The sequence below is a fragment of the Massilia sp. AB1 genome (genome assembly GCF_018119385.1).
Classification (GTDB): Bacteria; Pseudomonadota; Gammaproteobacteria; order Burkholderiales; family Burkholderiaceae_D; genus Telluria.
Map to the genome: position 1 here is coordinate 166,193 of NZ_JAGKSG010000002.1, position 24,892 is coordinate 191,084.

30 protein-coding genes and 1 tRNA gene are annotated in these 24,892 nt (G+C 63.0%); 21 read left to right on the top strand and 10 right to left on the bottom strand.

From position 1 onward, the window contains the following. Window positions 1-199 precede the first annotated feature (199 nt). The 13 genes from mnmG (at window position 200) to J8847_RS02135 (ending at window position 12,090) form a co-directional block, all read left to right on the top strand. Window positions 200-2,131 carry a tRNA uridine-5-carboxymethylaminomethyl(34) synthesis enzyme MnmG gene (gene mnmG, locus J8847_RS02075; RefSeq protein ID WP_211523026.1) on the top strand — a complete coding sequence of 644 codons (1,932 nt, stop codon included), beginning with the start codon at window positions 200-202 and terminating at the stop codon, window positions 2,129-2,131. Beyond that, window positions 2,128-2,775 (top strand): 16S rRNA (guanine(527)-N(7))-methyltransferase RsmG, encoded by a 648-nt coding sequence (gene rsmG, locus J8847_RS02080; protein ID WP_211523027.1) that lies wholly within the window; start codon window positions 2,128-2,130, stop codon window positions 2,773-2,775. Before mnmG ends, rsmG begins: the two co-directional genes overlap by 4 nt. Before the next feature lie 113 nt (window positions 2,776-2,888). Continuing rightward, on the top strand, window positions 2,889-3,659 hold the full coding sequence (locus J8847_RS02085) for a ParA family protein (RefSeq protein ID WP_211523028.1): 771 nt from the start codon (window positions 2,889-2,891) through the stop codon (window positions 3,657-3,659). A 19-nt stretch (window positions 3,660-3,678) separates the two neighbouring features. Next, window positions 3,679-4,560: a ParB/RepB/Spo0J family partition protein gene (locus J8847_RS02090; RefSeq protein WP_211523029.1), complete on the top strand. Its 882-nt coding sequence runs from the start codon at window positions 3,679-3,681 to the stop codon at window positions 4,558-4,560. A gap of 378 nt (window positions 4,561-4,938) precedes the next feature. Continuing rightward, entirely contained in the window at window positions 4,939-5,280 is a 342-nt protein-coding gene (locus J8847_RS02095; protein ID WP_211523030.1) for an ATP synthase subunit I, read from the top strand. Beyond that, on the top strand, window positions 5,280-6,113 hold the full coding sequence (atpB, locus tag J8847_RS02100) for a F0F1 ATP synthase subunit A (protein WP_211523031.1): 834 nt from the start codon (window positions 5,280-5,282) through the stop codon (window positions 6,111-6,113). The genes J8847_RS02095 and atpB overlap by 1 nt, the downstream gene beginning before the upstream one ends. Before the next feature lie 87 nt (window positions 6,114-6,200). Continuing rightward, window positions 6,201-6,443 (top strand): F0F1 ATP synthase subunit C, encoded by a 243-nt coding sequence (gene atpE, locus J8847_RS02105; protein WP_211523032.1) that lies wholly within the window; start codon window positions 6,201-6,203, stop codon window positions 6,441-6,443. A 77-nt stretch (window positions 6,444-6,520) separates the two neighbouring features. Next, window positions 6,521-6,991, top strand: coding sequence for a F0F1 ATP synthase subunit B (locus J8847_RS02110; RefSeq protein ID WP_211523033.1), 471 nt, complete (start codon window positions 6,521-6,523; stop codon window positions 6,989-6,991). Between the two features lie 2 nt (window positions 6,992-6,993). Then, complete coding sequence (locus J8847_RS02115; protein WP_211523034.1) at window positions 6,994-7,527, top strand: F0F1 ATP synthase subunit delta; 534 nt, start codon at window positions 6,994-6,996, stop codon at window positions 7,525-7,527. Window positions 7,528-7,595: 68 nt separating this feature from the next. Next, on the top strand, window positions 7,596-9,137 hold the full coding sequence (atpA, locus tag J8847_RS02120; RefSeq protein ID WP_211523035.1) for a F0F1 ATP synthase subunit alpha: 1,542 nt from the start codon (window positions 7,596-7,598) through the stop codon (window positions 9,135-9,137). Window positions 9,138-9,193: 56 nt separating this feature from the next. Further along, on the top strand, window positions 9,194-10,069 hold the full coding sequence (gene atpG, locus J8847_RS02125; RefSeq protein WP_211523036.1) for a F0F1 ATP synthase subunit gamma: 876 nt from the start codon (window positions 9,194-9,196) through the stop codon (window positions 10,067-10,069). Window positions 10,070-10,113: 44 nt separating this feature from the next. Then, a complete protein-coding gene (gene atpD / locus J8847_RS02130; RefSeq protein ID WP_211523037.1) occupies window positions 10,114-11,517 on the top strand; it encodes a F0F1 ATP synthase subunit beta in 1,404 nt (467 codons plus the stop codon). Between the two features lie 150 nt (window positions 11,518-11,667). Further along, on the top strand, window positions 11,668-12,090 hold the full coding sequence (locus J8847_RS02135) for a F0F1 ATP synthase subunit epsilon (protein ID WP_211523038.1): 423 nt from the start codon (window positions 11,668-11,670) through the stop codon (window positions 12,088-12,090). 249 nt (window positions 12,091-12,339) lie between these two features. On the opposite strand, the gene J8847_RS02140 is transcribed toward J8847_RS02135, so the two are convergent. Beyond that, window positions 12,340-12,525, bottom strand: coding sequence for a hypothetical protein (locus tag J8847_RS02140; protein ID WP_211523039.1), 186 nt, complete (start codon window positions 12,523-12,525; stop codon window positions 12,340-12,342). A 67-nt stretch (window positions 12,526-12,592) separates the two neighbouring features. Next, the gene (locus J8847_RS02145) at window positions 12,593-12,796 is read right to left on the bottom strand and encodes a hypothetical protein (protein WP_211523040.1); all 204 of its coding nucleotides are present in this window, start codon (window positions 12,794-12,796) and stop codon (window positions 12,593-12,595) included. A gap of 336 nt (window positions 12,797-13,132) precedes the next feature. Between J8847_RS02145 and J8847_RS02150 the strand changes: the two genes are divergently transcribed. Together J8847_RS02150 and J8847_RS02155 are read left to right on the top strand one after the other, a co-directional pair. Then, window positions 13,133-13,492, top strand: coding sequence for a hypothetical protein (locus tag J8847_RS02150; RefSeq protein ID WP_211523041.1), 360 nt, complete (start codon window positions 13,133-13,135; stop codon window positions 13,490-13,492). A gap of 154 nt (window positions 13,493-13,646) precedes the next feature. Beyond that, a complete protein-coding gene (locus J8847_RS02155) occupies window positions 13,647-15,326 on the top strand; it encodes a serine hydrolase (RefSeq protein ID WP_211523042.1) in 1,680 nt (559 codons plus the stop codon). A 26-nt stretch (window positions 15,327-15,352) separates the two neighbouring features. On the opposite strand, the gene J8847_RS02160 is transcribed toward J8847_RS02155, so the two are convergent. Continuing rightward, window positions 15,353-15,970 carry a peptidoglycan recognition family protein gene (locus tag J8847_RS02160; protein WP_211523043.1) on the bottom strand — a complete coding sequence of 206 codons (618 nt, stop codon included), beginning with the start codon at window positions 15,968-15,970 and terminating at the stop codon, window positions 15,353-15,355. Between the two features lie 113 nt (window positions 15,971-16,083). On the opposite strand from J8847_RS02160, the gene J8847_RS02165 reads away from it, so the two are divergent. From J8847_RS02165 to J8847_RS02175, 3 genes are all read left to right on the top strand, one after another. Further along, entirely contained in the window at window positions 16,084-16,506 is a 423-nt protein-coding gene (locus J8847_RS02165) for a CoA-binding protein (RefSeq protein WP_211523044.1), read from the top strand. A 62-nt stretch (window positions 16,507-16,568) separates the two neighbouring features. Beyond that, window positions 16,569-17,156 (top strand): glutathione peroxidase, encoded by a 588-nt coding sequence (locus tag J8847_RS02170; RefSeq protein ID WP_211523045.1) that lies wholly within the window; start codon window positions 16,569-16,571, stop codon window positions 17,154-17,156. A 111-nt stretch (window positions 17,157-17,267) separates the two neighbouring features. Continuing rightward, window positions 17,268-17,879, top strand: coding sequence for an OmpW family protein (locus tag J8847_RS02175; protein ID WP_211523046.1), 612 nt, complete (start codon window positions 17,268-17,270; stop codon window positions 17,877-17,879). Here J8847_RS02175 and pabB read toward each other — a convergent pair. The 5 genes from pabB to argB all read right to left on the bottom strand — a co-directional run bounded on the left by pabB (window position 17,876) and on the right by argB (window position 22,176). Further along, on the bottom strand, window positions 17,876-19,699 hold the full coding sequence (gene pabB, locus J8847_RS02180; RefSeq protein ID WP_211523047.1) for an aminodeoxychorismate synthase component I: 1,824 nt from the start codon (window positions 19,697-19,699) through the stop codon (window positions 17,876-17,878). The genes J8847_RS02175 and pabB overlap by 4 nt on opposite strands. 3 nt (window positions 19,700-19,702) lie before the next feature. Beyond that, window positions 19,703-20,281, bottom strand: coding sequence for a nucleoid occlusion factor SlmA (slmA, locus tag J8847_RS02185; RefSeq protein ID WP_211523048.1), 579 nt, complete (start codon window positions 20,279-20,281; stop codon window positions 19,703-19,705). A 26-nt stretch (window positions 20,282-20,307) separates the two neighbouring features. Beyond that, entirely contained in the window at window positions 20,308-21,039 is a 732-nt protein-coding gene (locus tag J8847_RS02190; RefSeq protein WP_211523049.1) for a pyrimidine 5'-nucleotidase, read from the bottom strand. A gap of 96 nt (window positions 21,040-21,135) precedes the next feature. After that, window positions 21,136-21,210: transfer RNA gene (locus tag J8847_RS02195), tRNA-Thr, on the bottom strand. Between the two features lie 36 nt (window positions 21,211-21,246). Continuing rightward, on the bottom strand, window positions 21,247-22,176 hold the full coding sequence (gene argB, locus J8847_RS02200; RefSeq protein ID WP_211523050.1) for an acetylglutamate kinase: 930 nt from the start codon (window positions 22,174-22,176) through the stop codon (window positions 21,247-21,249). A gap of 180 nt (window positions 22,177-22,356) precedes the next feature. On the opposite strand from argB, the gene J8847_RS02205 reads away from it, so the two are divergent. Beyond that, entirely contained in the window at window positions 22,357-22,548 is a 192-nt protein-coding gene (locus J8847_RS02205; protein WP_211523051.1) for a cysteine-rich CWC family protein, read from the top strand. On the opposite strand, the gene J8847_RS02210 is transcribed toward J8847_RS02205, so the two are convergent. Beyond that, complete coding sequence (locus J8847_RS02210) at window positions 22,545-23,564, bottom strand: PHB depolymerase family esterase (RefSeq protein ID WP_211523052.1); 1,020 nt, start codon at window positions 23,562-23,564, stop codon at window positions 22,545-22,547. The two genes, J8847_RS02205 and J8847_RS02210, sit on opposite strands and share 4 nt — an antisense overlap. A 124-nt stretch (window positions 23,565-23,688) precedes the next feature. Between J8847_RS02210 and J8847_RS02215 the strand changes: the two genes are divergently transcribed. Beyond that, window positions 23,689-24,126, top strand: coding sequence for a thioesterase family protein (locus J8847_RS02215; protein ID WP_211523053.1), 438 nt, complete (start codon window positions 23,689-23,691; stop codon window positions 24,124-24,126). On the opposite strand, the gene J8847_RS02220 is transcribed toward J8847_RS02215, so the two are convergent. Further along, a complete protein-coding gene (locus J8847_RS02220) occupies window positions 24,105-24,578 on the bottom strand; it encodes a hypothetical protein (RefSeq protein WP_211523054.1) in 474 nt (157 codons plus the stop codon). The two genes, J8847_RS02215 and J8847_RS02220, sit on opposite strands and share 22 nt — an antisense overlap. 119 nt (window positions 24,579-24,697) lie before the next feature. Between J8847_RS02220 and J8847_RS02225 the strand changes: the two genes are divergently transcribed. Then, window positions 24,698-24,892 carry a DUF1289 domain-containing protein gene (locus tag J8847_RS02225; protein WP_211523055.1) on the top strand — a complete coding sequence of 65 codons (195 nt, stop codon included), beginning with the start codon at window positions 24,698-24,700 and terminating at the stop codon, window positions 24,890-24,892.

Below are 24,892 nucleotides of genomic sequence, written 5' to 3' on the forward strand. Positions count from 1 at the left end.
TTCCACGTGAAACAATGAGGCCGGGCTTGTCCCGGCTTTTTTGTTGATTGTTTCACGTGAAACCAAAATGCTCGAAAGCCAATAACTGCTGAGTATTGTTTCACGTGGAACAAAATTTCGTCGTTTTCGGACCGGTTGAGGGTCCCGCAAGAAAAAAGAATCTATAATCGCGCATTAGTCTCCTCGCTTTACTCCCATCATGCTATTTCCTACTGAATTCGACGTGATCGTCGTCGGCGGCGGCCATGCCGGTACCGAAGCCGCACTAGCGTCCGCACGCACGGGGCAGAAGACCTTGCTGCTCACGCATAACATCGAAACCCTGGGTGCGATGTCCTGCAACCCGTCCATCGGCGGCATCGGCAAGGGCCACCTCGTCAAGGAAGTGGACGCCCTCGGCGGCGCCATGGCTATCGCCACCGACGAGGCCGGCATCCAGTTCCGCATCCTGAACTCGTCCAAGGGCCCGGCCGTGCGCGCAACCCGCGCCCAGGCCGACCGCGTCCTGTACAAGGCGGCGATCCGTTCGCGCCTGGAGAACCAGCCCAACCTGTGGCTGTTCCAGCAGGCGGTGGACGACCTGATGGTGGAGGGCGACCGCGTGGTCGGCGCCGTCACCCAGATCGGCCTGCAGTTCCGCGCCCGTGCTGTGGTGTTGACCGCAGGCACCTTCCTCGATGGCAAAATCCACGTCGGCTTGCAGAATTATTCGGGCGGTCGTGCCGGCGATCCGCCCGCATCCTCGCTGTCGGCGCGCCTGAAGGAACTCAAGCTGCCCCATGGCCGCCTGAAGACCGGCACGCCGCCGCGCATCGACGGCCGCAGCATCGACTTCTCGGTGCTGGCCGAACAGCCCGGCGACCTCGATCCGGTGCCGGTGTTCTCGTACATGGGCAATGCCGCCATGCACCCGCGCCAGGTGCCGTGCTGGGTCACGCACACCAACGAGAAGACCCATGACATCATCCGCTCCGGCCTGGACCGCAGCCCGATGTATACCGGCGTGATCGAAGGCGTGGGTCCGCGCTATTGCCCGTCGATCGAAGACAAGATCCACCGTTTCGCCTCCAAGGAATCGCACCAGATCTTCCTGGAGCCGGAAGGCCTGACCACCAACGAGTTCTATCCGAACGGGATCTCGACCAGCCTGCCGTTCGACGTGCAGCTGGACCTGGTGCGCTCGATGCGCGGCCTGGAGAACGCCTTCATCCTGCGTCCCGGCTATGCGATCGAATACGATTACTTCGACCCGCGCGGCCTGAAGGCCTCGCTGGAAACCAAGGCGATCAAGGGCCTGTTCTTCGCCGGCCAGATCAACGGCACCACCGGCTACGAAGAAGCCGCGGCCCAGGGCCTGCTGGCCGGCCTCAACGCCGCGCTGCAAACCCAGGGCAAGGACGCCTGGACGCCGGGCCGCTCGGAAGCCTACCTCGGGGTGCTGGTCGACGACCTCACTACCCAGGGCGTGGCCGAGCCATACCGCATGTTCACCAGCCGCGCGGAATACCGCCTCTCGCTGCGCGAGGACAACGCCGACATGCGCCTGACCGAAATCGGCCGCAAGCTCGGCGTCGTCGGCGACGCGCAATGGGCAGCCTTCGAGACCAAGCGCGAATCCGTGGCTCGCGAGCTGGAACGCCTGCGCGCCACCTGGGTCAACCCGCGCATCCTCGCCGCCGCCGAATCCGAGCGCGTGGTGGGGCAGGCGATCGAACGCGAATACAACCTGGCCGACCTGCTGCGCCGTCCAGGCGTCGAGTACGACACCCTGATGAGCATGAGCGGCAACGAGGGCCAGCCGCTGGCCGGCCCGGGTGTCGATGATCCGGCCGTCAAGGAACAGGTCGAGATCCAGATCAAGTACGCGGGCTACATCGACCGCCAGGCGCGCGAAGTGGAACGCCACGAGCACTACGAAAACCTGAAGCTGCCGGAGAACCTGAACTACCTGGAGATCGCGGCGCTGTCGATCGAAGTGCGCCAGAAGCTGGACAAACAGCGTCCCGAGACCCTGGGCCAGGCTTCGCGCATTTCGGGCGTGACCCCGGCGGCGATCTCGCTGCTGCTGGTGCACCTGAAAAAGCGCGGCGCCAAGGGCTTCAGCAACGCAGCCGTGGAGCAGGCCGAATGAGGGGATTCGACCGCGCCGCGCTGGCGCAAGTGCTGGCCCAGGGCATCACGGAGATGCAGCTGGACGTACCCGAGGCGCAGCAGCACCAGCTGATGGATTACGTCCAGCTGATGTATAAGTGGAACTCGGTCTACAACCTGACCTCGCTGCGCGACCCGATGCAGATGGTGACCCACCACCTGCTGGACTCGCTCGCGGCCGTGCCGGCATTCAAAGGCGCGCGCAATGTGCTGGATGTCGGGGCAGGGGGCGGATTGCCGGGCATCGTGCTGGCCATCTCAAGGCCGGACATGAAAGTCTCGATGATCGACACCGTGCACAAGAAAACCGCTTTCCTCACGCAGGTGAAGGCGGAGCTGGGCCTGGCCAACGTCACGGTCTACACGAAAAAAGTGCAGGAACTCGAGGTGAGCGACAAATTCGACGTCATCACCTCGCGCGCTTTCGCCGACCTGTCGGATTTCGTGGAGTGGTCGGGCCACCTGCTGGACGAGGGCGGCCAATTCATCGCCTTGAAAGGCGTGGCCCCGAGCGAGGAACGCGAGCGGCTGCCAGGCGAATGGAAAGTGACGGATTTGCAGCCCCTGCAGGTGCCAAGGCTGGGAGCCGAACGCCATCTCGTTTTCATCCAGCGAAATGGCTAAATCATATTAACTGTATAAATCGTTTATACCGTTTATACCTTATAAATCATTCGAATGGTTTGTACGGTATGAACGGTATATCGTCTTGTTGTCGCATCCACGGAAAAGAATAGATGGCGAAGATATTTTGCGTTGCGAATCAAAAAGGGGGAGTCGGGAAGACCACTACCTCCGTCAACCTGGCGGCAGGCCTTGCGAAGCTGAACCAGCGTGTGCTGCTGGTCGACCTTGATCCCCAGGGCAACGCCACGATGGGGGCGGGCATCAACAAGGCCGAACTGGAAGCGTCCATCTACCAGGTGCTGCTGGGCGAGGCCGATGTCGCCACCGCGCGCCTGCGTTCGGAAGCAGGCCGCTTCGACGTGCTGCCCGCCAACCGCGAGCTGGCCGGCGCCGAAGTGGAGATGGTGGCGCTGGACAACCGCGAGCGCCGCCTGAAGGACGCGCTGGCCAAGGTCGACGCGGACTACGACTTCATCCTGATCGACTGCCCGCCGGCGCTCTCGCTGCTGACCCTGAACGGCCTGTGCGGCGCGCACGGCGTGATCATCCCGATGCAGTGCGAGTACTACGCGCTCGAAGGCCTGTCGGACCTGGTCAACACCATCAAGAAGGTGCACGCCAACCTGAACACCGACCTGCGCATCATCGGCCTGCTGCGCGTGATGTTCGATCCGCGCATGACCCTGTCGCAGCAGGTATCGAGCCAGCTGGAGCAGCACTTCGGCGACAAGGTATTCAAGACCATCATCCCGCGCAACGTGCGCCTGGCCGAAGCGCCGTCCTACGGCATCCCGGGCGTGGTGTTCGATCCGTCCTCCAAGGGCGCGCAGGCGTACATCGCCTTCGGCGCCGAGATGGTCGAGCGCATCAAGACAATGTAATCAAGAGAGCTAGAACAACATGGCAAGCAAAAAACTGAAAGGACTCGGCCGCGGCCTCGACGCGCTGCTGGGCGGCGACAGCGAACCGGCCTTGGCGCCGAACAATCCGTCGGCACTGCCGGTGGCGCAGATCCAGGCCGGCAAGTACCAGCCGCGCACCCGCATGGACGAAGGCTCGCTCAGCGAGCTGGCCTCCTCGATCAAGACCCAGGGCATCATGCAGCCGGTGCTGGTGCGTCCGCTGCACGACGGCTCCGGCTCCGGCGCCCGTTACGAGATCATCGCCGGCGAACGCCGCTTCCGCGCCGCCCAGATGGCCGGCCTGGAAGAAATCCCGGTGCTGGTGCGCGACGTCGACGACCAGGCCGCCGCCGCGATGGCCCTGATCGAGAACATCCAGCGCGAAGACCTGAATCCGCTGGAAGAAGCGCAGGGCATCCAGCGCCTGATCTCGGATTTCAACTTCACCCACGAGCAGGCCGCCGCCGCCGTCGGCCGTTCGCGCAGCGCCGTGTCGAACCTGCTGCGCCTGATCAACCTGGCGCAGCCGGTGCAGACCATGCTCATGGCAGGTGACATCGACATGGGCCACGCCCGCGCCCTGCTGGCGGTGGACAGCGCAAGCCAGATCACCCTGGCGAACCAGGTGATCGCCAAGCGCCTGTCGGTGCGCGAGACCGAGAAGCTGGTCGCCCGTGCGATCGAAGAGCAGAACGCGCCGGCCGCCGCGCCGCGCGCCAAGGAAAAGCCGGGCGACATCGTGCGCCTGGAAGAGGAGCTCTCGGACAAGCTGGCGACCCCGGTCATGTTCAAGATGGGCGCGAAAGGGAAGGGGCAGCTGATCATCGACTTTGCCGACCTGGATATCCTGGACGGCGTGCTGGCGCGCTTGCGCACCTGATCGCCCCCCCGCCTGTTTCATTATCACAACAGCACATCACCGGCCCGGCGGATCAACCGCCGGGCGATGCTTCAAACACCACTTCCCCCAGGGAAAACTTCCCTGTCAGACACACAAGATCTGCCTGTCTTTCCCCCTGCCGCATCCCCTTACCAAGCGGTAAATTGTTAACTCGGCAGTCAACAGCAGTCTTTACTTAAGTAACTGAAAAGATTGCACAATCTCCCATTCAGACGTGACAGTTTCGCCATCTATACGTCTCAGTTATAACTTGCGAATCGTTTGACTCACGTCCGTATAACCACTTATAATCCCGCTGATTCATGTAATTACCACATCGCAAATCGTCCACATGCGCGGGCGCGAAACTAGAAAAAAATGCTGCGCATCGTTTCCCTGCAGTTGATCGCAACGGTAGTCGCCGGCCTCATCGCCGCACTGCTGGGGGGATGGCCTGCGATGTTTTCGGCAGTACTGGGCGGTTTGTGTTGTGTCGTGCCCAACGGAATTATGGCGGTACGCCTGTTTGCCGCATCAACGAAAGCGGGAGGGGCAAACCCCTTCACGTTTTTCATCTGGGAATTTATAAAGATTGGAATGACGCTGGCGCTCCTGGGCGTAACGGCGTGGCTGTACCGCGATCTGAACTGGCTGGCCCTGATGGGCGGGTTCATCGTGGCACTGAAAAGTTACATATTCTTATTATTTAGGCAACGATAATGGCGAATCCAACCGAAGGCGCAGCACACGCGCCCACCGCTTCAGAATACATCCGGCACCACCTCGGCTTCCTGTCGAACCACCATCAGGAAAGCCCGATCGACTTCTCGATTCTGCACTACGACACCATCTTCTGGTCGGTGCTGATGGGCGTCATCGGCTCGCTGCTGATGTGGATGGCGGCGCGCCGCGCCACCTCGGGCGTGCCGGGCCGCTTCCAGGCCGCTGTCGAGATGGTCGTCGAGATGGTCGAAGACCAGTCGAAGTCGATCGTCCACGGCGACCGCAGCTTCATCGCTCCGCTGGCGCTGACCGTGTTCGTCTGGGTCGCCCTGATGAACTCGCTGGACTTCCTGCCTGTCGACATGTTCGCCAAAGGCTTCGAATGGCTGGGTCTGACCCATGTCTTCCCGTACCACCGCGTGGTTCCGACCGCCGACATCAACGGCACCATGGGCATCGCCCTGGGCGTGCTGGTCCTGATGATCTACTACGGCATCAAGATCAAGGGCCTGGGCGGCTGGCTCCACGAACTGTTCGCAGCACCGTTCGGCATCGCCATGGCGCCGTTCAACCTGCTCCTGAACGTCATCGAATACGCAGCAAAAATGGTGTCGCTGGCAATGCGACTGTTCGGCAACATGTTCGCCGGCGAGCTGCTGTTCCTATTGATCGCTTTGCTTGGCTCGACCTTCACCGTCTTCGGTATCGTCGGTCATGTGATCGCAGGCTCGATCTGGGCGATCTTCCACATCCTGATCGTGTTCCTGCAGGCATTCATCTTCATGATGCTGACGCTGGTGTATCTCGGTCAGGCCCATGAAGGCCACTGATCGGCGCCGCAAGCATCGAACAAGATAGTGGTTGTAACGAAGTTGTAGTTTTTAATCTAGTTTTTAAATTAACTTTTTGGAGTAATCATGACTGACGTTTCTTTTGTTGCACTGGCTTGCGGTTTGATCATCGGCCTCGGCGCTATCGGCGCATGTATCGGTATCGCTCTGATGGGCGGTAAGTACCTGGAAGCCTCGGCACGTCAGCCTGAACTGATGAACACCCTGCAGACCAAGATGTTCCTGCTGGCTGGCCTGATCGACGCGGCATTCCTGATCGGCGTTGGTATCGCAATGATGTTCGCATTCGCCAACCCGTTCACCGGCTAAGACCTGGCGGCTTGAAGTCTTGAAGGGCCGAACCAACTCTGGTTCGGCATCCGTGTTTCTGTAAGAAGGAAAATACCGTGAACATCAACGCAACGTTGTTTGTCCAGTTCGGGGTCTTTTTCATCCTGGCGCTGTTCACCATGAAGTTCGTGTGGCCGCCACTGATGAAAGCGCTGGACGAGCGCGCCGAAAGGATCGCGAATGGTCTGGCAGCAGCCGATCGTGGCAAGGCCGACCTGGCCGCCGCCGAGAAGCGCGTGCAGACCGAACTGGCTGGCGCCCGTGACGAAGTCCAGAAGCGCATTGCCGACGCTGAAAAGCGTGCTGCCCAGATCATCGACGCAGCCAAGCAAACCGCTACCGAAGAAGCCGCCCGTATCGTCGCCGCCGCCAAGGCCGACGCCGAGCAGCAAGTGACCCGTGCCCGCGAAGAACTGCGCGGCCAGGTGGCGACCCTCGCCGTCCAGGGCGCCGAGCAGATCCTGAAGCGTGAAGTGAACGCAGCGGCCCACGCCGACCTGCTGTCGAAACTGTCGACCGAGCTCTGATCATGGCAGAACTCGCAACCGTCGCCCGCCCCTACGCCGAAGCGCTGTTCCGTGTCGCCCAATCCGGCGACATGGCCGCGTGGTCGGCCGTCGCTTCGGAACTCGGCCAGATCGGCGCGAATCCCGAAGTGCAGGCCTTCGCCAGCAACCCGAACCTCACCCACGCACAGCTGGCGGACACGATTGCGTCCCTGGTCAAGTCGCCGCTGAACGCTGAAGCGAAGAACTTTATCGCGATGCTGGCTGAAAACGGCCGCATCGCCCTGCTGCCCGAGATCAGCACCCAGTTTGCTGCCCTGAAGAACGCGAGCGAAGGTGCTGCCGACGCCACGATCTACAGCGCCTTCGAGATCTCGGCTGACCAGCTCTCGCAGCTGGTTGCTACGCTGGAAAAGAAATTTGGCCGCAAGCTGAACCCAACGGTAACAGTGGATCCTTCGCTGATCGGTGGTGTGCGCGTGGTCGTTGGTGACGAAGTGCTCGATACCTCGGTACGCGCCAAGCTGCAACAGATGCATGTTGCGCTGGTGTCGTAAGAACATCGCACTCGCCGGCGTCCCGCCCTTGCCCTACGCATCAAAAAACATTATTGGAGTTAGCAAGCATGCAACTTAACCCATCTGAAATCAGCGAACTGATCAAGAGCCGGATCCAGGGCCTCGAAGCATCCGCTGATGTTCGCAATCAAGGCACGGTGATCTCCGTCGCCGACGGTATCTGCCGCATCCATGGTCTGTCGGACGTGATGCAGGGCGAGATGCTGGAATTCCCCGGCAACACCTTCGGTCTGGCGATGAACCTCGAGCGTGACTCGGTCGGCGCCGTGATCCTGGGTGCTTACGAGCACATCTCGGAAGGCGACACCGTCAAGACCACCGGCCGCATCCTGGAAGTGCCGATCGGTCCGGAACTGCGTGGCCGCGTCGTCAACGCACTGGGCCAGCCGATCGACGGCAAGGGTCCGATCAACACCGCCCTGACCGCGCCGATCGAAAAGATCGCTCCGGGCGTGATCGCCCGTGAATCCGTCTCGCAGCCGATGCAGACCGGCATCAAGTCGATCGACGCGATGGTGCCGATCGGCCGTGGCCAGCGTGAGCTGATCATTGGCGACCGCCAGACCGGTAAATCGGCTGTCGCAGTCGACGCGATCATCAACCAGAAGGGCCAGGGCGTCACCTGCGTGTACGTCGCAATCGGCCAGAAGGCATCGACCATCAAGAACATCGTCCGCTCGCTGGAACAGCACGGCGCGATGGAGTACACCATCGTTGTCGCCGCGTCCGCTTCGGAATCGGCTGCGATGCAGTACATCTCGGCCTACTCGGGCTGCGCGATGGGCGAATACTTCCGCGACCGCGGCGAAGACGCGCTGATCGTGTACGACGACCTGTCGAAGCAAGCTGTCGCATACCGCCAGATCTCCCTGCTGCTGCGCCGTCCGCCGGGCCGCGAAGCTTATCCGGGCGACGTGTTCTACCTGCACAGCCGCCTGCTCGAGCGCGCAGCGCGCGTGAACGCCGACTACGTCGAGAAGTTCACCAACGGCGCCGTCACCGGCAAGACCGGTTCGCTGACCGCACTGCCGATCATCGAAACCCAGGCAGGCGACGTCTCGGCCTTCGTGCCGACCAACGTGATTTCGATTACCGACGGCCAGATCTTCCTGGAGACCTCGCTGTTCAACGCCGGCATCCGTCCTGCGATCAACGCCGGTATCTCGGTGTCGCGCGTCGGTGGCGCAGCCCAGACCAAGGTCATCAAGGGCCTGTCGGGCGGTATCCGTACCGACCTGGCGCAGTACCGTGAACTGGCTGCGTTCGCGCAGTTCGCATCGGACCTGGACGAATCGACCCGCAAGCAGCTGGACCGTGGCGCCCGCGTCACCGAACTGCTGAAGCAGCCGCAGTTCTCGCCGCTGTCGACCTCGCTGATGGCCGCATCGCTGTTCGCCGTCAACAAAGGCTACCTGGACGACATCGAAGTCAAGAAAGTGCTGCCGTTCGAGCACGGTCTGCACAACTTCCTGAAGTCGAGCCACGCTGCGCTGCTGTCGAAGATCGACGAAACCAAGCAACTGGACAAGGACGGCGAAGCTGCGCTGGCCGCCGCCATTGCTGATTTCAAGAAATCCGGCGCATATTAATCGACGAGCCGGCGCCGTGTAAGCACGGCGCCGGTGCGCGGAAGGAGTAAGGACTCATGGCAGTAGGCAAAGAGATTCGTGGCAAGATCAAGAGCGTAGAGAATACGAAGAAGATCACCAAGGCGATGGAAATGGTCGCCGCATCGAAAATGCGCAAGGCGCAGGATCGCATGCGCGCCGCCCGTCCCTATAGTGACAAGGTTCGTAACATCACCGCCAATCTTGCCGGCGCAAACCCGGAATACACGCACCCGTTCATGGCGCATGCCAAGGACGTGCAGGCGAAGGCCGTGGGTTTCATCGTCGTCACGACCGACAAGGGTCTGTGCGGCGGCATGAACACCAACGTGCTGCGCCAGGTGACGCAAAAAGCGCGCGAGATGGAACAGGCGGGCAACAAGGTCGAAGCGGTTGCCATCGGCAACAAGGGCCTTGGCTTCCTGAACCGCATGGGCATGAAGGTCGTCTCGCAGGTGACCCAGATCGGCGATACGCCGCATCTGGACAAGCTGATCGGACCGGTCAAAGTGATGCTGGACGCGTATCAGGAAGGCAAGCTCGACGCTGTCTACCTGTGCTACACCAAGTTCATCAACACGATGAAGCAGGAGCCGATGGTCGAGCAGCTGCTCCCGCTGCCGGCGAAGCACCTGGAAAAGGATGCCGGCGGTATCAGCTGGGACTACATCTACGAACCGGAAGCGCAAGTCGTCATCGACGAGCTGCTGGTGCGTTATGTCGAGGCGCTGGTGTACCAGGCCGTGGCCGAGAACCTGGCGTCCGAGCAATCGGCGCGCATGGTGGCGATGAAGGCAGCGAGCGACAACGCCGGTAGTGTCATCAGCGACCTGAAGCTGGTCTACAACAAGACCCGCCAGGCAGCGATTACCAAAGAACTCTCCGAGATCGTTTCCGGCGCAGCAGCCGTTTAACCGATCACGTAAAAGAAATTAACTATATATCTGAAGGAACGAAAATGGCTGATGGCAAAATCGTTCAGTGTATCGGCGCCGTGGTCGACGTGGAATTCCCGCGTAACGCCATGCCGAAAGTGTACGACGCACTGAAAATGGAAGGTTCGGAACTGACCCTGGAAGTCCAGCAGCAGCTGGGCGACGGTATCGTCCGTACCATTGCACTGGGCAGCTCGGAAGGCCTGCGTCGCGGCATGATCATCCAGAACACCGGCAACCCGATCATGGTCCCGGTCGGCACCCCGACCCTGGGCCGCATCATGGACGTGCTGGGCAACCCGATCGACGAATGCGGTCCGGTCAGCCACGAGCGCATGGCATCGATCCACCGCGATGCGCCTGCCTACGACGAGCTGTCGCCGTCGACCGACCTGCTGGAAACCGGCATCAAGGTGATCGACCTGGTCTGCCCGTTCGCAAAAGGCGGTAAGGTCGGCCTGTTCGGCGGCGCCGGCGTCGGCAAGACCGTCAACATGATGGAACTGATCAACAACATCGCGAAGGCGCACTCGGGTCTGTCCGTGTTCGCCGGCGTGGGTGAGCGTACCCGTGAAGGTAACGACTTCTACCACGAGATGGCGGACGCCAAGGTCGTCGACCTGGAAAACCCGACCAACTCGAAAGTGGCGATGGTCTACGGCCAGATGAACGAGCCGCCGGGCAACCGTCTGCGCGTCGCGCTGACCGGCCTGACCATGGCGGAAGCGTTCCGCGATGAAGGCAAGGACGTTCTGTTCTTCGTCGACAACATCTACCGCTACACCCTGGCCGGTACCGAAGTGTCGGCACTGCTGGGCCGTATGCCGTCGGCGGTGGGCTACCAGCCGACCCTGGCCGAAGAAATGGGCCGCCTGCAAGAGCGTATTACCTCGACCAAGACCGGCTCGATCACCTCGATCCAGGCCGTGTACGTCCCTGCGGACGACTTGACCGACCCGTCGCCTGCTACCACCTTCGCCCACCTGGACTCGACCGTCGTTCTGTCGCGTGACATCGCTTCGCTGGGTATCTACCCGGCAGTGGACCCGCTGGACTCGACCTCGCGCCAGCTGGACCCGCTGGTCGTCGGTGAAGAGCACTACAACACCGCGCGCGCCGTGCAGGGCACCCTGCAGCGCTACAAGGAACTGCGCGACATCATCGCGATTCTGGGCATGGACGAACTGGCGCCGGAAGACAAGCTGGTCGTCGCACGCGCTCGTAAGATGCAGCGTTTCCTGTCGCAGCCGTTCCACGTCGCTGAAGTGTTCACCGGCTCGCCGGGCAAGTACGTTTCGCTGAAAGACACGATCAAGGGCTTCAAGATGATCGCTTCGGGCGAACTGGACCATCTGCCGGAGCAGGCCTTCTACATGGTCGGCACCATCGAGGAAGCGATCGAAAAGGCCAAGAAACTGGCTGCCTAAAGAAATCTCGGAGAACCGTCGCGAGCGGCGGCAGTTTTGGGTGAGAAGCGCAGCTGTACGCTAGTACAGCGAGCATCGCCGCCCGAAACTGCAACGCGCAGCAGGTTATCCGGGATTTCTGCAGCCGGCTTCTTAAACTGAAGGAAAGACATGGCAAACACTATTCAAGTGGACGTGGTCTCGGCCGAAGAGCAGATCTTCTCCGGCCAGGCTGAATTCGTCGCGTTGCCGGGTGAAGCGGGCGAGCTGGGTATCTACCCGAAGCACACCCCGCTGATCACGCGCATCAGGCCGGGTGCTGTGCGAATCCAGGTGGCCGGTGGTGGCGAAGAGTTCGTCTTCGTCGCCGGCGGTATCCTCGAAGTGCAGCCGAACGGCGTGACCGTGCTGGCCGATACCGCGATCCGCGGTAGCGACCTGGACGAAGCGAAGGCGATCGAGGCCAAGAAGCAGGCCGAAGAGCTGATGCTGAACAAGGAATCGAAGATCGACTACGCGAAAGCCCAGGCCGAAATGGCCGCGGCGATCGCGCAGCTCGCGGCGATCCAGAAGCTGCGTTCGAAGGGCCGTTAAGCTCTTCCGTGCAGCATCGAGAAAAGGCAGCCCCATGGGCTGCCTTTTTTATTGGCGTCCACGCCCTTCATGATAGTCGTCCTGGCGCCAGCGCCAGTCGAGGAAAACATCAGGAGGCAATGCGGCAGTCCTGCTCTCGGCGGGACAAAGGGGCATCTCGAACGGATGACGGGGAAAAGATACTGCCGCGTCGCAAACCAGCGCTACGCGGCCAATTCAAATAGATTTATCGCTGGGATACCAGCGTAATTAACCTCTTTTTTCGTCTTTTTTCTTGCGGCTGAAATAAGCCAGCATAAAAAAGAAAAAGATGGCGGTAGAAACCGCGATCGAATCGATTGCGAGCGAATTATTCGTCAATGTCCGATAAAGGAATGGGAAAACAATTGCGTAAATAACCGCTGCGATCAGCGCTTGTACATATTTATTCTGCATACCTGTTCCTTTCAATATGGAGCGGCCACGGGGACCGCTCCATACTAATATAGCCTACGGCGGGCTATTACGAGAAGCTGATTTTCAGGCCGCCGGCGATGCCGCCGCCGATTGCGCCCAGGCCAGCGCCTGCGAAGCCGCCCAGCGAGCCGCCGATGGCGCCGCCGATGGCGCCGGCAGTTGCACCGCCCCAGTCCCAGTCCACGGTCACGGTGAAGGAAATGGCTGCGCCGTTAACGCTATTGATCTCGTCAAAAGTCAGTTCTTGCATTTTATTGTAAGTCTCCAAATTACCCGGCGCGTTATTGCAGCCGGTGAAATCATTCTACTGTGAGAGATTTATTCAATGAGAGTAAGATACGTATCGCAATCAATTTTATTCATGGAGGATTATTGACCGCTCCTTCACTTATTTATTCTAAATGCGAATGAATATTCGCCAATAAATGGATTCCTTTCCGAGAGTCTGGGAATAAGATCTACTGTTGGTTGCGCCGGCTGTTTTCAGGGTCAAAGCTGACCTACTGTTACCGCGCGCACGTTGAGGCAGCGTGTTTCAGCGTAGGATGGGCCAGTGCCGGTCCGGGCACGCCACCTCCGAGTCGACATGGACAAGCACCCACCGCATCGCGAACAACAGCAAACGCCGCAAGATGTGTCGTTTGGCCGCACGCTGTACCGCTTCCTCTTCTTCGACTGGCTGTTCCGCGACGTGAACGCCGCGCGCAACCTGTTCGAACGCCACGCCGCACGCGAGCACAACCATCGCATGAGCCGCTACCTGCCCGTCTATATGCGGCGCTGGTCGGTGCTGGCGGCCTGCGACTTCACCCTGGGCTTCCTGTTCGAACGGGTGATGCAGGCGACCGTGCTGTCGGCCTGGTTCTTCACCTGGTCCTGCGTGACCGTGACCGGCATCGCCCTGATGACGGTGATGTGGATCCTCCTCGCCGCGAAACTGCCCTGAGGTAGCAGGATCGCCCCTGCCGGCGGCCCACCAGTCGCCCCGTGAATCCGACCACTCGACCCACCGGAACGACCGTTTATCCGGCCGCGATTGCCGCCGCACGCCCGGGCGTCCTACATTGATCGCTCAACAACATCAAGAAAGGGATCCGACCATGCTGCTCCGTACCGCCATCTGCGCCGCCGTGCTCCTGCTATGCCAGCCGCACGCCGCCTTCGCCCAGGATGCTTCCGCCCCCGCCGCGGGCGTGCAGGACCTGGCCGGCCGCATCGACGGGGTCATCGCGCCCCACTTCAAGGCTGACGCTCCCGGCGGCACGGTCATCGTGGTCAAGGACGGCAAGACCGTATTGCGCAAGGCCTACGGCATGGCCGACGTGGGCAAGGGCGCCAGGATGACGCCGGACATGGCGCTGCGCCTCGGCTCGATCACCAAGCAGTTCACCGCGGCCGGCATCCTGATGCTGGCGGAAGAGGGCAAGCTCTCGGTCGACGACGACATCACGAAGTACCTGCCGGACTATCCCACCCAGGGCAAGAAGATCACCATCGAACACCTGCTGACCCATACCTCGGGCATCGTCAGCTACACCAGCCAGCCGGGATTCAAGGCGCGCATGACCCAGGACCTCAGTGTGGCGCAGATGATCGACTCCTTCAAGAACGAGCCGCTGGAATTCGAGCCGGGCAGCCGCTACCGCTACAACAACTCGGGCTACTTCCTGCTCGGCGCGATCATCGAAAAGATCTCCGGCCAGCCCTATGCGAAATTCGTCGAGCAGCGCATCTTCGTGCCGCTGGGGATGACGCACACCGCCTACGAAGGCTTCGAGCGCAGCAAGGGCCCGGCCGCCGCCGGCCATACCGCGGCCGAGAATGGCTACGCGCCGCCGATCCGGGTCAGCATGAGCCAGCCCTACGCGGCCGGTGCACTGGTGTCCACCGTGGACGACCTGGCGCGCTGGGACGCCGCCATCGGCAGTGGCAAGCTGCTCAAGCCGGCCAGCTGGAACAAAGCCTTCACCTCCTACCGCCTGAGCGACGGCAAGGAAACCAACTACGGCTATGGCTGGGAAGTGACGCAGCTGCAGGGCGTCCCCGCGATCGGGCACGGCGGCGGCATCCCCGGCTTTTCGACCTATGCGATGCGGGTGCCGGAACAGAAGCTCTACGTGGCGGTCCTGACCAACAGCGACAGCGGCCCGGTGAATCCGGGCATGGTGGCGCGCAAGGCGGCCGGCGTCGCCATCGGCAAGCCCTATCGCGACTTCAAGGAAGTGGCTCTCGAGCCGGCGGCGCTGGACGCCTTCAACGGCAGCTACGAAGTCGAGAAAGGCGTGCAGCGCGTGTTCCGCCGCGACGGCGACAAGCTGGTGATGCAGCGCACCGGCCGTCCTCCGGTCACGGTGAAGGCCTTCTCGCCGAACGGCTTCTTCCTTCCCAATTCCCTGGAGTACTTCGAGTTCGCGCGCGACGACAAGGGCCGGGTGACCCAGGTGACCCAGCACTACGACGGCGGCGTCCTGGTCCAGCCGCGCACCGGCGACGCCCCGGCGCCGCGCGAGGCGGTCAGGATCGCCAGCACGGCCTTCGACAGCCGCGCGGGTCGCTACGAGCTGCGCCCGGGCTTCGTGATGGAGCTGACGCGCGAAGGCGACCGCTACTTCGCGCAGGCGACCGGGCAGCGCAAGCTCGAGATCTTCGCGGCCAGGGACGACGTGTTCTTCTCGCGCGAGGTCGATGCCGAGATCGCGTTCGCCAAGGGCGAGGGGGATGCGCCGGTGCTGGTGCTGAAGCAGGGTGGCCGCGAGCTGCGCGGCGCACGGCTGCAGTAAGCGCTAACTGCTGGCTTGAGGGCGGCTCAGCGCGGCGCGCGTGCCTGCTCTCCCGCCAGCCTCAAGGCCACCTTGTGGCGGAAATAATCTTCCTTCACATAGCGGTACAAATTCGCTCCCGGGCACACGGTCTTGTCCGAGTAGTCCCGGTGGCTGCGGATTTCGTCCAGCGGCACCCCGTACTTCGCCGCCAGCATCGCCATCACATCGACGACCGCATCGAGCTGGCGCTGGTTCGGTTCCACTTCCTCGAAATTGCCGACCACCTCGATCAGGGCGTGCCCGGCCGGGTCGTACTCGGTATTGGTGTCGCCCGCGAATCCGATGGGACGCGCCTCGTACACCCGTCCTTCCAGATCGATCACGTAGTGGTAGGGAATGTCGATCCAGCCCTTGGTGGTGCGCGACCAGGTCTGCAGCCGGCGCAGGTAGGCTTGCGGATCGGTACCCGGCAGGAAGGGTTCGCCCTGGTGGTGCAGCGTGATCTGCGTGATCCGATGAGGACGCGCCTTGGCCGCATCCGCCGGGGTACCGCCCCAGGCGGCCACGGGAACGATGGCGCGTTCGACGCCGGCCAGCGGCTGCTGGGCATGGGCAGGGGCAGCCAGGACGGCGGCAAGAAAGGAGAGGGCGAACAGGCGCATGGGACGGCTCGATCGGGGACGAATCCGCATCTTTTCACGTTTGCGCGCGCCACGCCAGCGCTGATGCAAACCTGATAAGCTAACAGCGAACCCTGAACTACTCCGCATCCACCATGAGAAGCATTGCCCAGATCCTCAACGACAGCAAGACCATCGCCATCGTCGGCCTGTCGAACAAACCCGACCGTGCGAGCTACGGCGTCGCCGAATACCTGAAGGGCCACGGCTACCAGGTCATCCCGGTCAACCCGAGCTACGCGGGCCAGACGATTCTCGACGAGACGGTCTACGCCACCTTGCAGGAAGCCGCCGATTCCCTGGCCGCCAACGGCCAGCGCATCGATATCGTCGATTGCTTCCGCAAGTCCGAAGACATCCCGCCGATCGCGCGCGACGCCATCGCCGTGCGCGCCGGCTGCCTGTGGATGCAGCTCGACATCGAGAACCAGGCCGCCGCCGACCTGGCGCGCGCCGCCGGACTGGACGTGGTCATGAACCACTGCATCAAGATCGAGCACCGCAGCCTCCAGGCCTGAGTCCAGCCGTGCGCAAGGTGCTGCGTTACAATCGTGGCACCTTTCTTTGTGGGACCTCCACCATGACCAAGATCCTTGCCTTCGCGTTGGCCGCCCTGGCGGCCGCCAGCGTCACCCAGCCGGTGCGCGCGCAGACCGCCGCGGCGCCGCTGAGCGCCCGTCCGGCGAGCTGCCCGGCCGTCCTCAAGCACAACTTCAAGCGCCTGCAGGACGAAGCGCCGCAGGACCTGTGCCAGTACGCCGGCAAGGTGGTCCTGGTGGTGAACACCGCCAGCTACTGCGGCTTCACCAAGCAGTACGAAGGCCTGGAGAAGCTGCACGCCAAGTACGGCGGCCGCGGTCTCGTGGTGCTGGGCTTTCCCTCGAACGACTTCGGCAAGCAGGAACCGGGCAGCGCCAAGGAAATCGCCGACTTCTGCTTCAACACCTATGGCGTGAAATTCCCGATGTTCGCCAAGAGCGTCGTCTCGGGTCCGGAAGCCAATCCGCTGCACGCCGAACTGGCCAGGATCACCGGCAAGGAACCGAAGTGGAACTTCACCAAGTACCTGATCGGCCGCGACGGCAAGGTGCTGGAGCACTTCCCGAGCAAGGTCGCGCCGGAAGATCCTCAACTGGTCGGCAAGATCGAACAGGCTTTGAAGATGTAAGGCCCATAACCACACTGCTGGTGTGGTTATTTTGATCTACATCAACGTTTTTTTTGCGTCGCATCAATAACCTTACTCATGTTTAGACGACATGAAGAAAGGTAGAGAACGATGCGCACGATGACGAACACCTTGCTGGCCACGCTGATTGCAGTGGCCGCTTCCCAGGCCATGGCACAGGAAGCGCCGTGGCTGCTGCGCGCCCGCGCGGTCCATATCGACCCGGCCGGCAAATCCAGTCCGCTTGGCGGCAATGGTGCCGCCGACCGCATTGGTGTCGGCAGCAAGACCATCCCCGAAGTCGACATCAGCTATTTCTTCACGCCGCGGCTCGCCGCCGAGCTGGTGCTGACTTATCCACAAAAGCACGGTGTCTACCTCGACGGCGCGCGCATCGGCTCCTTCCGCCACCTGCCGCCGACCCTGAGCCTGCAGTACCACTTCCTGCCCGCCGCCGGTTTCCAGCCTTATGTGGGCCTGGGCGTGAACTACACGCGCATCTCCAAGGTGAAGCTGCTCGATGGCGCCGCCGGCCTGGAGAAGGATAGCTGGGGCGCAGCTGTGCAGGCGGGGATCGACTACCGCCTGAACCAGCGCTGGTCGCTGAACCTGGATGTGAAGAAGGTGACGATCCGCAGCGACGTCTTCGTGGGCGGCGCCACGGCCAGCCGCGTCAAGGTCGATCCGGTGCTGTTCGGGATCGGCGCCGGCTACCGCTTCTAGGCGCCGTCGACGATCACGGCCCGCAGCGGGCCGCGCAAGGCATTGCACACGACAAGGTCGTCGGCCTGCTCCAGCATCTCGCGCGTGATCACGCGCTCGCTCGCCTGCCAGGCGGGCGCCGCCAGCATCACGCCGCGCATCACGCCCGGCAGCAGGCCCGAGGACAGGGGAGGGGTGAACCATGCTTCGCCGAAGCGCACGAACACGTTGCTGCGCCCGCCTTCCGTCAATTCCCCGCGCTCGTTAAAGAACAGCATATCGAAGGCGCCTTGCGCCTCGGCCGCCTTCCAGGCCGCGTCGTAGCGGCTGCGGATGCTGGTCTTGTGGCGCAGGAAGATGTCATTTGACTGGGTCGGCTCGGACGCCAGCACGACCATGACGGGTTCGTGCAGCTCGCTGATCGCACCGGATTGCAATTGCAGGCCCTTGGCGTGCGAGTTCGACAGCCGCATGCGGTGCAGCTGCCCATGCGGCAGGGCCAGGCAGGCTTCGACCAGCATGCGCCGCGCCTCCTCGCGCTCGAAAGGCAGGCCGAACCAGGCGCAGGAGCCCGCGATGCGGTCCAGGTGCTGCTCCAGGTGGCGCGGCCCGTCGTCCCAGGACGCGCGCAGGGTTTCGAAGATCTCGAACTCGTTGTGCAGCCCGGTCAGGAAGCGCGCCTTCAATTGGCACTCGGCGAATTCGGATTGCGGATCGCTGTCGTAGACGATGCCGGCGCCCACGCCCAATTCCCCGCGCCGCACGCCGTTCGCCGGCGCCTGCAAGGCCAGCGTACGGATCGGCACCGACAGGCAGAAGTTCCCAAAGGCGCGTCCATCCCGCGGCGGATCGAACCAGCCGATGGCGCCTGTGTAGATGCCGCGCGCATCCGGTTCCAGTTCGTGGATGATTTCCATCGTGCGCCGCTTGGGCGCGCCGGTGATCGATCCGCAGGGGTAGAGGGCCGCGAACAGTTCAAGCAAGCTGGCGTCCTCGCGCACGCGCGCCTGCACCGTGGACGTCATCTGCAGCACGGCGCCATAGCGCTTCACCTCGAACAGGGCCGGCACCTGCACGCTGCCGGTCTGCGCCACGCGCCCCAGGTCGTTGCGCAACAGGTCGACGATCATCAGGTTCTCGGCGCGGTTCTTGGTGTCCTGCGCCAGCGCCTTCGCGCGCTCCTCGTCGACCGCCGGGTCGCCGCTGGCGGGCGCCGTGCCTTTCATCGGCCGCGCCAGCAGGGTACCAGCCTCGTGGCGCACGAACAGCTCGGGCGAGAAGGACAGCACCGCGCCGCCGTCCGGCAGTGCGATCAGCGCGCCGTAGGGCACCGGCTGGCGCGCGCGCAGGCGGGTGTACAGTCCCATCAGCGGGCCGAAGGCGTCGAAACGCAGGCGGTAGGTGTAGTTGACCTGGTAGGTGTCGCCGGCCGCGATGTAGTCGCGGATCCGGTTGATCGCATCGGTGAAGCTGGCTTCGTCGACGTTGGCCTGGATGCCGGCCACGCCGGCCGCTTCCTGGCCGGCGCTGCGGGTCGCCAGCCAGGCCTCGACCTGGGGCGCCGTCATGCGTTCGCAGTGCGAGAACAGCAGCACCTGCGCCAGAGGCCCGTCCAGCGGCCTGGCGGGCAATCCCTGCAGGTGCGCGCCCAGCTCGTAGCTCAGGAGCGGGACCGCGTACAGGCCGTTGTTAAGCGCTTGCTGGAGCTCGCCGAGCAGTTGCGGCCACCCGGCGGCGTCTTCGCAGCGCAAGCTGCCCGCGTGGCCGTTGTACAGCCGTGAGCCCGCCTCCTGCGTGGCGCTGGCGTCGTCCAGCAGCGCGAAGACTTCCGGGGTGTCCATGTTTTATGCGGCGAGCAGCAGCGACAGCTGCAAGGTGGTGCCTTCCGCCGGATTCTGCTTGAAGCCGCTCTTGGCGAAACGGTGCCAGCGGCCGGTCACATAGCTCACCAGGAGGCCGGCGCGCGCGGCGACATCGGCTTCCTGGCCGTGGCCCTGGGTGACGGCCACGCGCAGCGCCTGCTTGAAGGCCAGCTCGATCTTGTCGTAGAACTGGTTCATGCGCGCCTGCAGGCGCTCGTCCTCGCCCACCAGCGCATCGCCGATCAGCACGCGGGTCATGCCCGGATTGCTGGCGGCGAAGCCGAGCAGCATCTGCAGGATGGCGTGGGCCTGCTCGACGCCGCCTTCCTCGCGCTCGCTGATCTGGTTGATCAGGCCGAACACGGTGGACTCGATGAATTCGATCAGGCCCTCGTACATTTGCGCCTTGCTGGCGAAATGGCGGTACAGCGCCGCTTCCGACACCGACAGGCGCGCCGCCAGGGCCGCCGTGGTGATCTTTTCGCCCTTCGGCTGCTCGAGCATCGAGGCCAGGGCCTGGAGGATTTGCAGCTTGCGCTGGCCTGGCTTGGTGCTTGCCATGGATTCCCTAGTGATTGTTGTGATGTTTAGCGCAACCGGTGCAGGCGTGCAGGAAGTTGCCGTACGGATTTTACTTTGACATCGACGTAACCGGGGCGTTTCAGGGTCCGCGGCAGCGGCGCGCGGCCAATCGGATCGCTCATGCGCAGGTATTGGGTGACCCAGACCGTGCGCAGCCCCAGCTGGCTGGCGCTTTTCAGGTTGGCCAGGGTGTCCTCGACCAGCACGCAGCGTTGCGCGGCCACGCCATGGCGGCGCAGCAGGCGGCGCAGCATCAGCTTCGAGGGCTTGGGACGCAGCTGGCCGTGCACGTGCATGTTCTCGATCGCGATGTGATGGCTGAAGTGATTGTGCAGCTTCAGGCGGCGCACGATCTCGGTCGAATAGCGGGTCGGCGCATTGGTGAGCAGGATCTTGCGGCCCGGCAGGCGGCGCAGCAGGCGTCCGAGGCCGCGCTCGGCGCGCATCATGCGGTCCAGCGGGCCGATGTCGTGGGTCTCGTGCAGGAAGTCGGCGGCGCGCACCTTGTGGTGGCGGATCATGCCGAGCAGGGTGGCGCCGTAGCGCTTCCAGTAGCCCAGGCGCGCGGCATCGACGGCGGCCTGGTTGGCGGGCATGCCGTTCTCGCCCAGTACGCGGGCGATATAGATGTTCATGTTGGCGCTGATCGCCGGGAAGATGGCGTACGAGGCGTCGTGCAGCGTGTTGTCCAGGTCAAACAGCCAGACCGGCGCGCGGAGGGTCGTCGAAGTAGCCACGATGTGAGCATGAAGCAGGATGGTTGCAACATGCGATTATAGCCATCCGGGCGCGACTGCGCAGCGGGACGATGATGACAAGCGGGGAGAAGGAGATGGTGCCCTTGACGTGGATTGAACACGTGGCCTCTCCCTTACCAAGGGAGTGCTCTACCACTGAGCTACAAGGGCGGGTAGAAATTCGCGGCTTTTTCTGCCGCGAATGTTTTAGTGCGACCGGATCATAGTGCCAAAAGCCTGTTCCGTCAAGACTTCGAGCAGCAAACTGTGTTCGATACGGCCATCGATGATGTGCACGGTATTGACGCCGGATTTCGCCGCGTCCAGCGCCGACGAGATCTTCGGCAGCATGCCGCCCGAGATCGTGCCGTCCGCGAACATCTCGTCGATCTCGCGCGCCGACAGGTCGGTGACCAGCTTGCCGTTCTTGTCCTGCACGCCGGCGATGTTGGTCATCATGATCAGCTTTTCGGCTTTCAGGATCTCGGCGATCTTGCCGGCGACGACGTCGGCATTGATGTTGTAGGCCTGGCCGTCCTGGCCGAAACCGATCGGCGAAATGATCGGGATGAAGGCGTCGTCCTGCAACGCCTTGACCACGGCCGGGTTGATCGCTTCGATCTCGCCGACGAAACCGATGTCGAGGAACTCGCCCGGCTTGTCCTTGTCCGGCATCGCCATGCGGCGTGCGCGGATGAGGCCGCCGTCCTTGCCGGTCAGGCCGACGGCCTGGCCGCCGTAGTGGTTAATCAGCATCACGATGTCCTGCTGGACTTCGCCGCCCAGCACCCACTCGACCACTTCCATGGTCTCTTCGTCGGTGATGCGCATGCCCTGCACGAAGGTGCCCTGCTTGCCGATCTTCTTCAGCGCGTTGTCGATCTGCGGACCGCCGCCGTGTACCACGACCGGATTCATGCCGACCAGCTTGAGCAGGATGACGTCGCGCGCGAAGCCGTGCTTCAGGCGCTCGTCGGTCATGGCGTTGCCGCCGTATTTGATGACGATGGTCTTGCCGTGGAAATTACGGATGTACGGAAGCGCTTCGGCCAGAATTTGCGCCTTGATCTGAGGCGAGACCTTGGTCAGGTCACTGGTCTGGTCGTCGGTCTTCAAGCTGGTCAGATGAGCGTTCATGGAGGGTCCGAAAATAATGTCGCGAGATTTTACAGGCAAAAGCCGTGCAATTAGCGTAAAACTTGTGCAGATTATAGGGCGTCTTGTTGTATTTTATGGCAGTCCGCTCCAGAGGCTCGCCACCGTGAATCCAGGTCTTTTCAAAAAATCAAGTGTTTTGTCCGTTGCAGGGGCAGCGCGATGAGCGTCTGCACCCGCTGCGGCGCCGAATTCGGCTGCGCCATGGCCGACGGCGCGGCCGAGCCTTGCTGGTGCACCGCGCTGCCGCCCGCCGTCCCTGTTCCGCAGGAAGCCGCGGGCTGCTGGTGCCCGGCCTGCCTGCGCGCCCACATCGAGGCTGTCAGCCTGGCGCGCGAGCGTCAGGCCGGCTAGCGCCGGGTGCGGAAGAAGCGCAGCATTTCGCGGCTCGCGTCCGGTCCCCTGCCATCCGTATAGCTGCCGAGCGCATTTCCGCCGAACCAGGCATGGCCGGCGCCGTGCACCACCCAGTGCTCGGCGTGCACGGTGCCGTCGTGATGGCGGTGCACGGTGCGCGTATAGGCATGGCCGTCCGGCACCCGCCCCGGTTCCACCGCCGGCCGCCGCGGCAGGCCGCGCGCGACCTGGGCCACCAGTTCCTCGCCGTTCGACGGATGCACGGTCGTGTCCTGGTCGCCGTGGAAGACGATGATCGGCAGCGAACGGTCCGGAGCCTGGCTCCGGCGGAATTCTCCCTTCATCGCCGCCAGCGCCGAGGGCAGGTCGCTGGCCGAGGCGAAAGGCAGGCCCGAGTGCACGCCGACCGCCGCGTACAGCTCGGGATAGAGCGTGCCCATGATGGTCGCCATCGCGCCGCCGGCCGACAGGCCCGCCACGTAGACCTGGGAGGCATCGACCGCATGGCGCGCCATGACGGCGTTCGTCATCCCGGCGATGATCGAGGGCTCCCCCTGGCCGCGCTGCTGGTCGATCTCGTTGAACCAGTTCCAGCAGCGCGAGGGATTGGCCTGCTTGCTCTGGGCCGGGTAGAGCACCAGGAAGGCCATCTCTTCGGCCAGTGCGTTCATGCCGGTGCCCTTGGCGAAATCCTCCGGATCCTGGGTACAGCCGTGCAGCATCACCAGCAGCGCTACCGGTTCCCCCGTGTAGCTGCTCGGCACGTACAGCTTGTAGTCGCGGCTGCCGGCCTCGTTGGCATAGCTGCCGTCGACGAACTTGCCCGGCAGTGTATCCCGGCCCAGGAAGGGCGCAGGCATCGTCACCGCCATGTCGCGCATTGCCGCGCGCTGCATGGCGGTCGCATTCTTCATCGCCTCTTGAATCACGGCGCCCGTTCCTGCTGGTCCCTTGCGCATCAGTGTGCGGGTTGCGGCGCGCACCTGGGCAAGCAATCTCCTGTTCAGTTTCATGAGCTCTCCTTGTGCGGTGCATGAGATCAATCTCGGCCCGCAGGCTTACACGAACCTTTCAGGGTGTTGCCGGACGGCCCAAGCGAATCAGGCGCATCCCTCGTGCTTGCGTTACTCTAGGAACATGAATCCCAGCTTCCAACCTGGCCATCGCTTCGAATGGCAGTACACCGTGCCCGAGCGCGCTACCGTGCCCGAGCTTTACCACGATACCTTGTTTTGCAGAGAGATGCCGGACGTGTTGGCCACGGGCTATTTGGTCGGCATGATGGAACTTGCCTGCCTGCACGGGATGATGCCCTTCGTCGACTGGCCGCGTGAGCAGAGCCTGGGCACGATGGTGAGTTTCCAGCACCTGGCGCCGACGCCGCCCGGCATGACGCTCACCATTCGCGGCGAAGTGCTGGAAGTCGAGGGACGGCGCGTGCGCTTCCGGGTCGAGGCCTGGGACGAGGTGGAAAAGGTGTGCGAAGGCACGCACGAGCGCTGCCTGATCGATACCGAACGCTTCGCGCAGAAGATGAAACTCAAGCAGGCCGCCTACGAGCAGCCTTCCACGTAATCGACCGAGGGCTTGAGGCCGGCGCGGACCCGCTTGAGCTTGTTCTTGCTGGTTTCGAAGATCAGCGACTTGCCTGTCCCTTTGCGCAGGATGAGGTATTTGCCATGCTCATCGTATTTGTGCGGCTCGACGCGGGCATGGGGATGGCGGCGCAGCACTTCTTCCGGCTGCATGGCTGCCGTCACACCTGCGCTGTTGGGCACGATGGTCCTGGCGTCGGCGCGCGTGATGCGGCCTTGCTCGACCATGAAGCTGACGCGTGGATAGCGCTTGAAGCGCACGATCGAGCAGGCGGGATCGCGCGGCCTGAGCGTGGCGCGCTGGCCGAGGCGCTTCTCGGCCGTGGCCAGGCGGTCGCCGAAGCGGATCTTGCCGTAGCCGTCGGGACTGAGTGTTTGTGCATTGGCCGTGGCGCAGGTGAAGAGGGCGGCGAGCAGAAAACGCAGAGGCATCGGAAGACCTTTCTGAGGCGTCGGGAAAACCAGTATAAAGCCGCGCCCGGCGAATCCGGCAGCCGCCGTCCGGACGCGCGATAATGCGGCTTCATCCTATTCGCTTTCATTCCCAGCGCATGAACCAAGATTTGCCTAGTCCCGTCCCTTCGCCCTGCATCAACGTGTGCCAGATGGCGCCCGACACCGGCCTGTGCCGCGGCTGCCTGCGCACCATCGACGAAATCGTCGCCTGGGGCACGGCCAGCGAGGACACCAAGCGCGCCGTGTGGGCCGAGATCCGGCGGCGCGAAGCCGAGATCAAGTGGGACTGA

Excerpts from the sequence above, each read along its gene's own strand:
- J8847_RS02135 (WP_211523038.1), top strand. The coding sequence starts at position 11,668 with ATGGCAAACACTATTCAAGTGGACGTGGTCTCGGCCGAAGAGCAGATC.
- J8847_RS02085 (WP_211523028.1), top strand. The coding sequence starts at position 2,889 with ATGGCGAAGATATTTTGCGTTGCGAATCAAAAAGGGGGAGTCGGGAAG.
- J8847_RS02155 (WP_211523042.1), top strand. The coding sequence starts at position 13,647 with ATGCTGCTCCGTACCGCCATCTGCGCCGCCGTGCTCCTGCTATGCCAG.
- atpB (WP_211523031.1), top strand. The coding sequence starts at position 5,280 with ATGGCGAATCCAACCGAAGGCGCAGCACACGCGCCCACCGCTTCAGAA.
- J8847_RS02210 (WP_211523052.1), bottom strand. The coding sequence starts at position 23,564 with ATGAAACTGAACAGGAGATTGCTTGCCCAGGTGCGCGCCGCAACCCGC.
- argB (WP_211523050.1), bottom strand. The coding sequence starts at position 22,176 with ATGAACGCTCATCTGACCAGCTTGAAGACCGACGACCAGACCAGTGAC.
- J8847_RS02215 (WP_211523053.1), top strand. The coding sequence starts at position 23,689 with ATGAATCCCAGCTTCCAACCTGGCCATCGCTTCGAATGGCAGTACACC.
- J8847_RS02205 (WP_211523051.1), top strand. The coding sequence starts at position 22,357 with ATGAGCGTCTGCACCCGCTGCGGCGCCGAATTCGGCTGCGCCATGGCC.
- J8847_RS02170 (WP_211523045.1), top strand. The coding sequence starts at position 16,569 with ATGACCAAGATCCTTGCCTTCGCGTTGGCCGCCCTGGCGGCCGCCAGC.
- J8847_RS02145 (WP_211523040.1), bottom strand. The coding sequence starts at position 12,796 with ATGCAAGAACTGACTTTTGACGAGATCAATAGCGTTAACGGCGCAGCC.
- J8847_RS02165 (WP_211523044.1), top strand. The coding sequence starts at position 16,084 with ATGAGAAGCATTGCCCAGATCCTCAACGACAGCAAGACCATCGCCATC.
- pabB (WP_211523047.1), bottom strand. The coding sequence starts at position 19,699 with ATGGACACCCCGGAAGTCTTCGCGCTGCTGGACGACGCCAGCGCCACG.
- J8847_RS02140 (WP_211523039.1), bottom strand. The coding sequence starts at position 12,525 with ATGCAGAATAAATATGTACAAGCGCTGATCGCAGCGGTTATTTACGCA.
- J8847_RS02225 (WP_211523055.1), top strand. The coding sequence starts at position 24,698 with ATGAACCAAGATTTGCCTAGTCCCGTCCCTTCGCCCTGCATCAACGTG.
- J8847_RS02220 (WP_211523054.1), bottom strand. The coding sequence starts at position 24,578 with ATGCCTCTGCGTTTTCTGCTCGCCGCCCTCTTCACCTGCGCCACGGCC.
- J8847_RS02090 (WP_211523029.1), top strand. The coding sequence starts at position 3,679 with ATGGCAAGCAAAAAACTGAAAGGACTCGGCCGCGGCCTCGACGCGCTG.
- mnmG (WP_211523026.1), top strand. The coding sequence starts at position 200 with ATGCTATTTCCTACTGAATTCGACGTGATCGTCGTCGGCGGCGGCCAT.
- slmA (WP_211523048.1), bottom strand. The coding sequence starts at position 20,281 with ATGGCAAGCACCAAGCCAGGCCAGCGCAAGCTGCAAATCCTCCAGGCC.
- atpE (WP_211523032.1), top strand. The coding sequence starts at position 6,201 with ATGACTGACGTTTCTTTTGTTGCACTGGCTTGCGGTTTGATCATCGGC.
- atpA (WP_211523035.1), top strand. The coding sequence starts at position 7,596 with ATGCAACTTAACCCATCTGAAATCAGCGAACTGATCAAGAGCCGGATC.
- atpG (WP_211523036.1), top strand. The coding sequence starts at position 9,194 with ATGGCAGTAGGCAAAGAGATTCGTGGCAAGATCAAGAGCGTAGAGAAT.
- J8847_RS02115 (WP_211523034.1), top strand. The coding sequence starts at position 6,994 with ATGGCAGAACTCGCAACCGTCGCCCGCCCCTACGCCGAAGCGCTGTTC.
- rsmG (WP_211523027.1), top strand. The coding sequence starts at position 2,128 with ATGAGGGGATTCGACCGCGCCGCGCTGGCGCAAGTGCTGGCCCAGGGC.
- J8847_RS02150 (WP_211523041.1), top strand. The coding sequence starts at position 13,133 with ATGGACAAGCACCCACCGCATCGCGAACAACAGCAAACGCCGCAAGAT.
- J8847_RS02175 (WP_211523046.1), top strand. The coding sequence starts at position 17,268 with ATGCGCACGATGACGAACACCTTGCTGGCCACGCTGATTGCAGTGGCC.
- J8847_RS02095 (WP_211523030.1), top strand. The coding sequence starts at position 4,939 with ATGCTGCGCATCGTTTCCCTGCAGTTGATCGCAACGGTAGTCGCCGGC.
- J8847_RS02160 (WP_211523043.1), bottom strand. The coding sequence starts at position 15,970 with ATGCGCCTGTTCGCCCTCTCCTTTCTTGCCGCCGTCCTGGCTGCCCCT.
- atpD (WP_211523037.1), top strand. The coding sequence starts at position 10,114 with ATGGCTGATGGCAAAATCGTTCAGTGTATCGGCGCCGTGGTCGACGTG.